Raw genomic sequence first — 12,680 nt, forward strand, 5'->3', positions numbered from 1 at the left:
GTCACGGTCAACTCACGTTACGGCCGGCAAGCTTGCGGTAGGATGGCAACAGGCCCTCGGCGATGCGATCCCAGTTCAACGGACCGGCTGCTGTCTGCCGTGCACCGTCGGTCAAGGTCGCGGCAAGCGACTTCGAGGTCAGGACGCGTTCGAGCGCATCGGCCAAGGCGGCCGCGTTGCCAGGCGGGACCAGAAGCCCGTTCACTCCGTCTGTCACGACGTCAGGAATGCCACCGGTGGCGCTGGCGACGACGGGACGGGAATTGCCGTAAGCAGACGCCAGCACGCCGCTCTGCGTCGCATCCTTATAGGGCAGGGCGACCACGGTCGCGGACTGAAACAATTGTCCCGTATCCCCGGGCGAGATATAGGCGTCGATCGTTTTGACCGTCGGCATCGCCTCCATGCGCGCGCCGAGCCGCGTCATCTCGGGACCGCGGCCCGCGACGATCGCTTCGTGCGCCACGCCGCGCCGGTCCAGCAGGTCGATCGCGTCGATGAAGACGTCCAACCCCTTGTAGGCCCACATCCGCCCAAAAAACAGGATTCGTGCAGAGTCGGGTTCGATGGCGGCGGCGCGCGTCGGGGGCACCATGAGCACGCCGTGCATGCTGGAGACGATTTCTCCATTGAAGTCCGGCGACGCATGGCGAAAGTCCGCAATGCAGCTCTCGCCGTGCGTCGTGACGACTGACGCTGCCGCGCGCATGCGCGCGCGCCAGCCATCCTCGCGTGGAGAGGTGCCAGAACCGCCCTCCGAATGCGGAATCGCGTCGTGAACGGTCAGCACCAACGGGATTCCAAGCGGTCGCAGGAATTGGATCAGCTTGGATGTGTAGACCTCCGGAACTTCGTGACAATGAACCACGTCTGGACGAAACGAAATTATGTCCATGAATGAAGCCGGAATGCCGATGGCGCCGGCGCGGCGCAGGCTCAGATCGCGAATCCTCGTGTTGAAGGGAGTCGTCGCCTCGATATCGGCCAGTTCCCACTGCTGGTTCGCATCCTTGCGGTTGAGGACGAGGCGAACATCGCAATGGCGCGCCAACCCCGATGCGAGCCGGTAGGAATATTCTGCGAAATGCGGCGCGTAGATCGCCACGCGCAAGCGCCTGGAATCGCGATTGAAGGTTGTGGTAGGCGAATTCATCAAGGCATCCATTTTGCATCACATCGCTGAGCCCGTTGGAGTGTAGTCCACGATTTGAACTCACTTCCACGCTAAATCGGATGATTGATGGCGCTCATCTGATTGCCACAACGCCGTCGTACTGCTGCGCGATTGCTGCCGCCATCGGGACGGAGTGGAAGATGGCGACGTTACGCGCGGTCATCGATTGCCTATTTGTCTAGCGGGCGATTGTGATTGGATCTGTCGGAATTGGGTCGATTTTTTGATGAACGTCACTCCGGGAAAACAACATCAGGTCGTGGTCGCGTTGTTGTGGTCGCTGGCGCAGAATTGGGGCGGCCGTGCGCTGTCGTTTGTCCTGTTCTTGATATTGGCGCGGCTGCTCAATCCTGCGGATTTCGGTCTTGCCGCGCTGGTTGGCTTCATCCTGCTGCTCCTGAGCTCCATTTCTGAATTCGGGTTTGGTGATGCGTTGATCCAGCGACGCACGCTCGAGCCTGCGGACGTGACGCTGCCATTTTTCTGCTCACTGGCGGCATCGACCATCCTTGCGGTTCTCATCGCCCTGCTGGCGACCGATATCGAGCGTTGGCTCGACGTGAAGGGACTTGCCCCGCTCTTGACGGCCGCGAGCCTCTCGCTTCCGATCGGTACCGCCACGCTGTTCCAGGAGGCGCTCTACAAGCGCCAGATGGATTTTCGCGTGCTTGCGCTCAGGACCATGGTGGCGACCGCGATCTCCGGAGTGGTCGGGATCGCCTGTGCTTATGCCGGGTTCGGCGCTCTCAGCCTCGTGATCCAGGTGGTGGTTCAGAGCGCGGTCAGCGGCCTGTGGCTCTGGAGCCAGCCCAGATGGCTCCCGATGCGCAGCTACGATCTGAAGAGCTTGCGCGAACTTTCCGGCTACAGCATCCATGTCGTGTCGAACAGGCTGCTGGACTTCGCCATCGTGCGGACGATCGACATGATCATCCTGTCGCTCTATGGCGTCGCAGCCTTGGGCATCTACACGGTGGGCGCGAGAGTTTACATCATTCTCATGCAGTTGCTGACACAGGCCGTCATGGACGTCGCGCTGAGCGCACTGTCCAAGATCGCGCATGAGCGTCAGCGTATTGCAGACGCCTATCTGCGCAGCGTCAGCCTCGGAGCATTGATTGGCTCTCCGGTCTTTGTGCTCCTGGCGGCGATCGCGCCGGAGTTCTCCCTGCTGCTGTTCGGTTCAAAATGGGCCGGCAGCGAAGCCGTGATGAGGCCGCTGATGCTCATCGGCGCCATCCAGACAGTGCAGTTCGTGAACAGCGCCTATTTCGGCGCCATGGGCAAGCCCAACTACGTCTTCCTGCTGAACATTCTCAAATTCGGCACCGTGGTACCCGCAATGTTCCTGCTGCCTTCGCACGACATTGGTCAGCTGGCCACCATCTTCGCTGTCGCACAGCTCGTCGTGACGCCCGTGACATTCGCGCTGGCGCTCAGGCTGCTGGGCCTGAGCTGGAACCAGTTTCTGCGGCCCGTCGCAGGCTGCCTTTGCGCCATCCTTCTTGCCTATGGCGCAGTTGCGCTATGCCGCGAAGCGACCCCGGACATGAATCCCTATTTGCGGATAGGACTGCTCTCGTCATGCTTCGGGGCGACCTATCTGATGAGCATCTTGCTGTTCTGGCGGAAGCAGTTGTTCTCGTTGATCGCTTTCGTCGTGAAGCGTGGTGCGACCGCCTGATGAAGACGAGGAAGACGTCGTGAAGCAATTGATTCCGGTACCTGTTCGCAAGCATCTCCGAGGCTGGCTCAACAGCGCGAAGAACACGCCCTTTGCGGTCGATTTGCTCGAGTTGCGCAGGTGGCAGATCGCCAGGAAGGCTATCGGTGCCAGTGCCGCGCCGCGCAACAACCCGCGCCGGCTCGTCCTGCTCCCGTCCGACCCCTGGAGCATTCATCAGTCGCGCGGCGATGAGGCCATGATCGAGGCGGCCGTCGGCGAGATGAAGAAGGCCCATCCGAACATCGAAGTCTACATTGTCACCGCCACCAAAGCGGCAAGCGCGGACGTGCGGGCAATAGGCTTCAAGCCGCTCGAATTCTGGAGGCAGCCGTTTTCCTATACGACGGTGGCGCAGGAGCTTTCTCTCACCAGGCCGGATTTCGGATTGGTTCTGGGGGCAGATGTGCTGGACGGCTACTATTCCCCCGTGGACGCGGCTCGCATGCTGCTCGTCGCCGATCTCATGGCAGCGTGCGGCGCCAAGGTCAGCGTGCTCGGATTCAGCTTCAACTCCCGTCCGGCCAAGGCATTGCGGGAGGTGTTTCGGCTGCTCGATCCCGGCGTGGTCTTGAATCTGCGCGATGCACTATCGCTTGAGCGCTTCAGGGAGTTCGCTCCGAATCGTGCTCAGCTCGTCGCTGATTCCGCATTCATGCTGGTGCCGCAGGCCGAGACCGCGGCTGTGAAGCAGATTGCGGCCGCGATTGCGGAGCAGCGCAGACAGGGACGTAACGTCTTTGTCTTCAATATCCATCCGATGTTGTTCAGGAAATCCGAGCCGGCCAAGTTGCAGCGAATGATCGAACTCGCGGCGAGCGCAATGGGGCGCATGTCTCGAGAGCATAGCGCGAGCTGGGTGTTGCTCGCGCACGACTATCGCCCGGGGATCGCCGACGATAATTGCCTTCGACCGCTGGGCGGTCGCCTGCGCGCAGCGCTGGGCGACCATATTCATCATGTCGAGCACGTTCTGTCGGCTAGCGAGATCAAGGCGGTCGTCGGTCTGGTGGACGGTGTCGTCACCGGCCGCATGCATCTGGCGATTGCGGCTCTCGGACAGGGAACGCCAGTTGCGGCGATCACATACCAGGACAAGTTCCAGGGTCTGTTCGCTCATTTCGGTGTGAGCGAATCGCTTCTTCTCTCACCGGAGCAGCTTCTCGCGGGAGACAATCTCGAGAAGTTTCTGCTGAGGTTCCTCGGCGCCTACAAGACGGCTGGCGCGCAGGTCCGCAATATGTTGCCGGCAGTCATGGAGCTGTCCCGCGCCAACATCGCTCCGCTGCGGGGCGATGGTTTGATGTCGGTTGACGCGGCGACCGACGGCAAGGTCGCCTGAGGGAAGCGGGCGGACCTCAGTTGGCGGCCTGCTCCGTCTCGTCGAAACGCACGGACGTCTTGCTGACAGACGTCTTGTTGGTGACAGGCGTCTTGGCGGACGATTGCTCTTTGCGAGGCGATCCAAATTCGATGTCGGCCGCACGATTGATCAACCGCCGTGCCGGGTTCTCGAAATAGGCATAGGTGCGATCGGCGATGATGGTCAGGATCGCGCAGCAGGCCAGGGCGAAGAGGCCAAATTGATCCGGACGCAGCCCAAGCGCGGTCCACAACGGCTTGAATACAGCGATGAGTACGGCGTCGTGCAGCATGTAGATCGAATATGAGGTGTTGCCGAGCCGCCCGAGGAGGCGGCTGCCGGGAATTTGCACGAAAGCGCTCTCCCCGACGGCAGTGAGCAGGATCGCGCAGGAGAACAGAATGATTGCCAGATCCGGCTTGGCGAAGACGTTCAGGACAAGCACGGAGATCCCGAACAGGGCGATGCCGGCGAAGACGACCGGCTTGTGCCGATACGGATGCGACAACCTGAACAATATGGCGAGCAGGATTCCATTCAAGAAGCTAGGCAGCGCACGGAGCATCCCGTAGTCGTAATTGGCTCCATACATCTGCGATCGTTCCTGCCAGATCGGCAGATGGCCGTGGGCCAGGACCAGATAGAGCGCGGCAACGATGGCGGCCAGCACCAGCGGATGGACCTTGCGTGCAAGCAGCATAAGCAGGGGAAAGATCAGATAGCAGAAGAATTCCGCGCTGATCGACCAGGACGGAGAGTTGAAGCTCAAATGATCGGTAACGCCCCAGGCTTGAAGCAGCACGAGGTTGTACAGGAAGTCCAGCGGCGTCGACCTCGCCGATTGGTCCAGACCGAACCCGATCAGCAATACGAACACGAGCAAAGTCAGAAAATGCAGCGGATAGATCCGCGCAATGCGGCGGATCATGAACCGGGAATATGCTTTGAGACCACGGGCGTCAGACGGATAGGAATAGGAGATCACGAAGCCGGACAAGATGAAGAACATGTCCACGAAAAGGCCATAAGATCCGTTCCAGACCGGTGCAATGCCGCTGTCGATGGTCTTCAGATGGAAAATGAAAACGCCGAGAGCGGCAACGAAACGGTAGAAGTCGAGAACGACGAACCGTCTTGCTTCATTGGCTTCCATCGCGTGTCGAATTCCTTGCGTGACGCTACTTTCTGCTTAGCGGTCAATTGTGACGCAAGTTCGCTGGGCCGGCGTTCGGCTGTAGGCGAATAGCCGTTATGCGGCTTATGCCTCGCGACAAGGCAGCCGCCTAATTATTGAACGGCGCCGGGACTGGCCTGAGCTGGTTCCGGCGCCTGAGATGTTGACGTGATCCTGCGGACGTTCCGCCGTGGTCAGACGAACAGGAAATCGTGGCTCGTCAGGCTGGCCACGTTGACGCTCTTCAGGAGAATCGAGTCGCTGGCCGAAAGCGTGACCAGGGCGTTCGCGCCGGACTGCGTGATTTGCAGATGGCCATAGTCCTCGGCGAGGAGCTTCGAGATCTGGATCACGTCGTGAGTGGCGGCGTTGCCGGCCTGGAAGTTGACGATCTGGTCCTGGCCGTGATCGTAGACGATCGTGGTCGAGCTTGGCGCCGCCGAGAACAGGTCATTGCCGGCCCCGCCCTGGACCGTCACGCCGCTCGCAACCGCCGTGACGTTGTGCGTGCCGTCGGTTTTGGTGGCGTCGAAGAACTGGAGCGCGTTGGCCGCATTGTAGTTTTCGTGCTGCGTCGTTCCGGCCTGTCCGTTGAAGTTGAACAGGAAGACGTCCTTCGAACCGTCGGCGTTGTTGGCGATCTCCTGGGTCTTGGAACCGGAACCGTCGTAGATGTCGGTCAGCTTGCTGCCGTCGTTGTTGATGACCTGGGTATAATCCAGAGTGCCATCGGCATGGGTCCGCGTAAGCTCGACGATATGCCCCAAGGCATCGAGGTGCTGATGCTGCGTGGTGTAGGACTGCCCCTTGATGTTGTAGCCCCAGTTGTCGGACGTGCCATCGGCGTTGGTAATGTAGGCGGCGGTCTTGACGCCGTTGGTGTAGGCGGTCGTGGAGCTATAGCCGTCGCTCTTCGTCGTCACCTCGCTGGTCAGAACGCCCTTGGCGTCGTACCAATCCGAGGTTTTGGTCCCGTCTGAGCTCTGGACCAGCGTGAAGGCGAGGCTGCTATCGGCGTGGGTGCGCACGATGTTGGTCAGGAAGCCGGTCGAATCGTAGCTGTCGTGCTCGTTCGTGTAGGTCTGCCCCACGATATTGAACTGGAACACATCCTTCGAACCGTTGGCGTGGTAGTCGGTCTCCGTCATCTTGACGCCGGAGGCGTTGTAGTTGCTCACCACGCTGCTGCCGTCGCTATTAACGACCTGGCTATAGTCGAGCGACCCGTCGGCGTGCGTGCGGACTACTTCGGTTGTGACACCGGAGGGGTCGAGGTGCTGGTACTGCGTGCTATAGCTCTGACCTGTTATGTTGTAGCTGTAATTGTCGTGGCTCTGGTCCGCATTGGTGATGTAGGCCGCGGTCTTCACACCGTTGGTGTAGATCGTCGTTGCGCTGTAGCCGCTCGTCTTCTCCAGAACCTCACTGGTGAGAATGCCGCTGGCGTCGTACCAGTCCGAGACTTTGGTGCCGTCGCTGCTCTGCTGCAGCTTGAAGGCCAGGCTGCCATCGGCGTGCGTGCGAACCAGCGAGGTGAGGAAGCCAGCCGCATCGTAGATATCGTGCTCGGTCGTGTAGGTCTGGCCGGTTACGTTGAGAAGCCAGATATCCTTGCTGCCATCGGCGTTGTAGTCAGTCTCCTTCGTCCGCTTTCCCGCCGCGTCGTAGTTGGTGACGACGCTGCTGCCGTCGTTGTTGATGACCTGCGTATAGTCGAGCGTGCCGTCAGCATGCTTGCGGGTCACGGCCGTGACCTTGCCGGATGGATCGACGTGCTGGATCAGTGTGCTGTAGCTCTGGCCGGTGATGCCATAGGCGTAATTGTCCTGGCTGCCGTCGGCATTCTTGACGTAGGCGTTGGTCTTGACGCCGTTGCTGTAGAGCGTCGTCGAGCTGAAACCGTCGGCCTTTTGGACGACTTCGCTGGTGAGGCCGCCGGCGGCGTTGTACCAATCGGTGGTCTTGGTGCCGTCGGTCGTTTGCGCCAGCTTGAATGCCAGGCTGCCATCGGTGTGGAGGCGCGTCAGGGTCGTGAGAAATCCAGTCGTATCGTAAACGTCGTGCTCGGTCGCGTAGTTCTGGCCCTTGATGTTGTAGGTCCAGACGTCCTTGCTGCGATCGGCATGGTAGTCGGTCTCGACCAGCTTGACCCCCGTGGCGCTATAGGTGGTGATCACGCTGCTGCCGTCGCCGTTATAGACCTGTGTCGAATCGAGCGAGCCGTCGGCATGGCTGCGGACCACGGACGTGACCTTCCCGGCCGAATCGAGGTGCTGGACCTGGCTCGTGTAGCTCTGCCCCTTGATGTTGTAGGTATAGTTGTCCTGGGTGTGGTCGGCGTTCTTGACATAGACCGTGGTCTTCACGCCGTTGGTGTAGATGGTCGTCGAATAATAGCCGTCCGACTTTTGCACGACTTCGCTGAGAAGCGTGCCGGTCGTGTTGTAAGTGTCGGTGGTCTTCGTTCCGTCGGTCGCGGAATGGACGGAGGTGGTCTTCACGCCGCCGGTGTAGCCGATCGCGTCTTTAGCCCCATCGGTGTAGACGATCGTGGTCGAAGTGGGCAGTCCGCTTGCGTTGAGGCCGGTGTCCGCTTTCGACAGGAGGTTGCCGCTGGCGTCATAAGTTTTCGTGCTGCTCCAGGTTGCGGCCGAGTTGGTGACGGAGAAGGAATGGCCGCCCTGGATCTTGGACAGTGCATTGCCGTAATGCGCGATCATATAGTCCATCGTCGCTTTCGACGCGACGGGCAGGACATGCGAGTCGGTTAGCGTGATGGTTTGAAGCGCCGCCGACGTGCTCAGGTCGGACAGTTGCGGCACGATGTCGGCGGCCGTGCCGCTGACACTGGTTCGGGTGTCAGGCGGAGTGGGGGTGGTCGCAGGCGCGTCGATCTCGATGATCAGCGGGTGATCGCTGACCGGAATCGTAATCGTGCTGACGTCGGTGTAGCTCGCGATCGCGGTGGTTCCGGTCAGCGTGTCGTACACCTTGACCGAATGATGCACGCCGCCAAGATTCACCGTAACCGTCTGGGTCGGATTGGAGATCTCGGCATCGGCCGCATCATTCCAGAGCTTCGGCTCCGCCCAAACGACAAGCTCGTAGGCGCCATTGCTCTTGCCGAGCACCATGCTGTTGCCCGAGGCCGGCATGTTGCTCAGGGTGTAGTTCAGTGGATGAGTCGGCTGCAGGTCGCCCTTGCCGTCATCGGCCAGAATGTTCGTCAGGTTATGAATTGCCGTCGCAGCGAGCTTCGGCGTTCCGTCGGAGTTGAATAGACCGAAATTGGCTTCGGGATTGGTATTGCTGGCGGACGAGTCGCGGTCGAACATCTCGTAGAGATAGGTCGCACTCACGCCAGCCTTGTAGGCATCGACCAGGGTGTTCAAGATCGACTTGGCCTGGACCGTCTCGTCGACGCCGAGATATTGGGTATTGGCTTGGGTGGTGTAGCCGGTCTCCGTAATCATGACGGGCTTTCCCGGCGCGGCGGTCGAGACCGCGCTCAAGGTGGCAGCAAGTGAGCTGCTGGTCGTCAAGCTGGTGCTGACATAGGCATGCGCATTGGCGAAATCGACCGAGCCCGACATGTTGCCGAGCTGGCTGTAGCCTTGGGGATCGTTGTAGGCGAGCGACAGATTGACGACGGGAATGCTGGAGAGCGTGCCGTCTGCCTTGACCGCCTGATAGAGCGCGCTTTGGAACTGGGCAGCGGCGCTAAGGCTCGAGCTGCCATTGTAGCTGAAGGGCTGGTGATTGGCCTCGTTGAGCCCCTCGATGGCGCTGATGCTGCCTGGATGGCTCGCCACGAACTTTTCGAGCGACACGATATACTTCTGAAGGCCGGCCGTGCCCAGCTGGGGCAGGGCGGAGGACACCAGGAAGTCGAATTTGTAGCCGGCAGCCGCCAGCCCTTCAACGACCGGTTGTGCGGCGGGGCTGGTTCCCATCGCGTCGCGGAGATGGGTGACGCCGAGATACTTCAGGTCATCGACCATCAATGCGAGGTTATTGTAGTCGGTCCACCCGAAGCCGGCATGCGTGTTGACGCCGATGGAGTTGATGAAGCCGCTTGCGGAGAGGACGGTTTGATCTGACGACATTTCACACTCGAATTTCTACGCGAACGAAATTGCTCGCAGGGATTTGCGTTCAACCTTCTCGATCGAGTGTGAATTTCAGATAAAAATCGGAGCTACAAATCGAGAGCGATCAGCAGTTCCTCGCAGGAACAGGTCGACTCTGATTCAAGACAATAACGATGTCGTGCCGACGCAGCATGACCTGAACATGGCGCTTCCAAGAATTCGCAAGATTTCACTGCTGAATATATGCGCATGTCGCGTTTCAACGATGCATGTGAGTTGGCGCGGATGCGGTGTGAAAATTGTCAGGCCGAGCAAATCACTCAGTATTCTCGTACTGGTTGTCCGTCACTTTGCCGCTTCTTGGGGCGAAGCAGATGAGTTCCATGGGCGGGAACTTCGCGAGCATGGGCAGAGTGTCAGTGCCATCAGTTCCAAAGCGGATTTGCGAGGCGAACCGGTCGACAGATCAGCTTGGGCGCGCCATGAGGAGAAAGTTTCCGCGCCAGCCGACCGCAGCCGTGGCGATTGCGGCGATGACGATTTTTCCGGCAAGCCACGCCGCCGGTTCGCTCGGCGCGTGACTGAGCGATCCGATCAGGATGGCGGCTGCGAGCGCCTGAAGCACCAGGGGCCAGCGCGGGAACGCACCGAATCTGAGGGTGGGGCCAAGCCCGGCCACGATCGCTGCGAGCGTGGCGATCGAGGCGCAGGTGACTGCTGCTTGTGGCGAGAGGCCGGCCCAGACGGCAAGCAGGGAGAACGCCGCAACAATTACAAGCTGCCCGGCAGCGATGAGGACGAGCCTGGTCGCGAGCTTTTCCAGGTGGGGAACGACCGCGATCGTCGCCTGCAGGTGGGTATGGAGGAAGTAGAAAGCAGCGATCGCCGGCCCTGTCGCCAGAAAGCCCTCGACGCTCTCCCGCGGAACCAGGATGCGGGCGGCGTCCGGAATGAAGGCGACGAGCCCGCCCAGCAGGACCAGGGTTGTGCAGATCATGAACTCGAACATGTGCCGCGTCGATTGTCTCGATGTCGTGGCGCTCCCGTGCTCGAAATCATTGACCACGTCAGGATAACTCACGGTGTGGATCGCCGCGTTGAGGACCCAGAAGGGACGTTGCAGCAGGTCGAGCGCAATGGAAAATCCTGCACCGGCTCCTGTGGCGCCCAGTCGCCCGACGACGATGACGCGAAGCAGAACCGGCACGGACAAATGGATCACGGACGCGCCGGCCGCAAGCATGCCGTAACGCGAGAAGTCCTTCCAGTCAGCCAGCATTGTTCGCAGCGACACGCGATCCAGCGGCGTGCGATATGCGACGAGACCGGCAAGGAGTCCAAGCAGGTGACCCGATGCGATGCCGAGCAGCGTCGCTTCAGCCGTGCCTGTGATCATTCCGCCCGAGACGGCTCCGCCCAAAAGAGCTGTCGCACGCAAGGCAAGAAGGGAGGAGGCGGTTCCCAGCCGGTTCGACAGACGTACCGACAAGAAATACAGATCGGTCGAGCCCTGAAGAACGGCCACGCTGATGCCGAGGGCGACCAGTCTTGGCGTGAGGCCGCTGATCAAGGAGGCGCAGCTCCCGACGGCAACGAGCGCGCCGGCGCTCATGAGCGCCGCTGCAAAGAGCGACGATCTCAGTCGAGCAGCCTCGTTCTCCTTGGCGGCTGCAAGAAAGCGCAGCCCCGCGAGCTGCAGCCACTCGAACATGAGGACGCAGAGCAACTGGCTCGAGGCCATTGCGAGAGAATAATTGGTGTAGTCGGCGGCAGGCAACAGGTGACTGATCACAAAGATCAGGATGATCGCTGCTGCGCTTTGGTAAACGTAGCCAGCGATCGCGAAGAGACGTGTCATCTCGGAATGAAGCTACTCTTTGCCACCGCATGCGCTTGTGGCACCCCGGCTATCGCCGGGCGCACGGACGACATCCGTTGCTGCCGCAATTGTTCATACAGGTTCTTGTACGACGACAATACGTCGGAAAAGATCCACTTGTTCGTGTCCGCAATAAGCCGACGGCTGATCTCGTCGATCTTGTGCGGATCCGCAGCGATTTCGCGCATGCTCCTGGCCAGAGATTGTGGATCCGCTTCGGTCAACCACCCCGTCATGCCATGCTCGATCGCCTCCGGCATGCCGCCAAAGTGCGTACCGAGCAGCGGTCTGCCCGCCGCCTTGGCGTCCGCGACGACGAGCGGGCCAGGATCGTGCCAGATGGATGGAGCGACCACGACGTCGACTTGCCTGTAGAACTCGTCGGGAGATACGAATCCCATGAACTCGACCCGTGCATGCGGCGCCAGTGCTCTCAGGCGCTGTTGTTCCTGATCGCCCAAGCGGCCGGCAATCATCATCCGGATCCGATCGGGTGGCAGCATGGCAAGCGCTCGCATGAGATTGTCGATGCCCTTCTCCTCGGTGATCCGTCCGATGAAGCCGAACGTCACTTCCGTCGTGCAGACAGGCCGCGGGTAGGGTGAGCGCGGCGGCTCGGTCGAGGCGTTGCGGATGACGGTGCGGATCGGCGTCTCGGCAAACATGCCCATATCGGTGTGAATGGAAAGGACGCGCTCGCTGACGCCGACCACGGCATCGAGCCAATGCGTCGCCCGCTTGCGGTGGTACGTCAGGATCCCGCAGCTCGTACAGGTGCGTTCGCAAGAGTGGCCCTTGTCGAAGCGGGAGCAGCGTGGACACGTCAGATAGTAATCATGAAGCGTATGCAGGACCGGAACTCCGAGCTTGGCGGCGACCCGCCAGATCGCAGTAGTCAGGCCCGATAAATTATTGGAATGCAGAACGTCCGGCTTGAAGGAGCGAATGCGCTCCGCGATCATCGGGGCCTGGATCTGCCAATCGTCGATCGCATGCCAGATGCTTCGTTTCACGACGTTCTTTTGCTCCGTGAACGGCGCATACACGTTTTGCACCGGTGCGGAATAGACGTTGATACCGTTGCACAGTTCACGCCCCTGCTCGGGTGCGGATGCGGCGCGTACCACCTCGACCTCGTCGCCGCGCTGAGCCAGGCCCTCGGCAAACCTCCGGGCGAAGATCTCTGCTCCGCCGACGATCTTCGGTGCCTGCGGGGTCGGATAAAGTGTGGATGTCAAAAGGATCTTCATCGCGTCAACCTCAGTGTGCCGATCGG

At 60.5% G+C, this 12,680-nt stretch carries 7 protein-coding genes; 2 read left to right on the forward strand and 5 right to left on the reverse strand.

Going from position 1 to position 12,680, the window contains the following annotated elements:
* Positions 1-7: 7 nt before the first annotated feature.
* Entirely contained in the window at positions 8-1,153 is a 1,146-nt protein-coding gene (locus AC0L2J_RS00865) for a glycosyltransferase family 4 protein (RefSeq protein ID WP_473386576.1), read from the reverse strand.
* Positions 1,154-1,400: 247 nt separating this feature from the next.
* Here AC0L2J_RS00865 and AC0L2J_RS00870 point away from each other — a divergent pair, with 247 nt between their 5' ends.
* Positions 1,401-2,858 carry a lipopolysaccharide biosynthesis protein gene (locus tag AC0L2J_RS00870; RefSeq protein WP_473386578.1) on the forward strand — a complete coding sequence of 486 codons (1,458 nt, stop codon included), beginning with the start codon at positions 1,401-1,403 and terminating at the stop codon, positions 2,856-2,858.
* 19 nt (positions 2,859-2,877) lie between these two features.
* Positions 2,878-4,239 (forward strand): polysaccharide pyruvyl transferase family protein, encoded by a 1,362-nt coding sequence (locus AC0L2J_RS00875; RefSeq protein WP_473386580.1) that lies wholly within the window; start codon positions 2,878-2,880, stop codon positions 4,237-4,239.
* 16 nt (positions 4,240-4,255) lie between these two features.
* On the opposite strand, the gene AC0L2J_RS00880 is transcribed toward AC0L2J_RS00875, so the two are convergent.
* The 4 genes from AC0L2J_RS00880 to AC0L2J_RS00895 all read right to left on the reverse strand — a co-directional run bounded on the left by AC0L2J_RS00880 (position 4,256) and on the right by AC0L2J_RS00895 (position 12,654).
* Positions 4,256-5,413 (reverse strand): acyltransferase family protein, encoded by a 1,158-nt coding sequence (locus tag AC0L2J_RS00880; protein WP_473386581.1) that lies wholly within the window; start codon positions 5,411-5,413, stop codon positions 4,256-4,258.
* Between the two features lie 215 nt (positions 5,414-5,628).
* Positions 5,629-9,540, reverse strand: coding sequence for an RHS repeat domain-containing protein (locus tag AC0L2J_RS00885; protein WP_473386583.1), 3,912 nt, complete (start codon positions 9,538-9,540; stop codon positions 5,629-5,631).
* A 451-nt stretch (positions 9,541-9,991) separates the two neighbouring features.
* Positions 9,992-11,383: a hypothetical protein gene (locus AC0L2J_RS00890; RefSeq protein WP_473386584.1), complete on the reverse strand. Its 1,392-nt coding sequence runs from the start codon at positions 11,381-11,383 to the stop codon at positions 9,992-9,994.
* Positions 11,380-12,654, reverse strand: coding sequence for a glycosyltransferase family 4 protein (locus tag AC0L2J_RS00895; RefSeq protein WP_473386586.1), 1,275 nt, complete (start codon positions 12,652-12,654; stop codon positions 11,380-11,382). Before AC0L2J_RS00895 ends, AC0L2J_RS00890 begins: the two co-directional genes overlap by 4 nt.
* Positions 12,655-12,680: the final 26 nt, after the last annotated feature.

The organism is Bradyrhizobium sp. MV1.5 (assembly GCF_055807615.1).

Coding starts and splice junctions, on each gene's coding strand:
- AC0L2J_RS00865 (WP_473386576.1), bottom strand. CDS start 1,153: ATGAATTCGCCTACCACAACCTTCAATCGCGATTCCAGGCGCTTGCGC.
- AC0L2J_RS00870 (WP_473386578.1), top strand. CDS start 1,401: ATGAACGTCACTCCGGGAAAACAACATCAGGTCGTGGTCGCGTTGTTG.
- AC0L2J_RS00880 (WP_473386581.1), bottom strand. CDS start 5,413: ATGGAAGCCAATGAAGCAAGACGGTTCGTCGTTCTCGACTTCTACCGT.
- AC0L2J_RS00885 (WP_473386583.1), bottom strand. CDS start 9,540: ATGTCGTCAGATCAAACCGTCCTCTCCGCAAGCGGCTTCATCAACTCC.
- AC0L2J_RS00890 (WP_473386584.1), bottom strand. CDS start 11,383: ATGACACGTCTCTTCGCGATCGCTGGCTACGTTTACCAAAGCGCAGCA.
- AC0L2J_RS00895 (WP_473386586.1), bottom strand. CDS start 12,654: ATGAAGATCCTTTTGACATCCACACTTTATCCGACCCCGCAGGCACCG.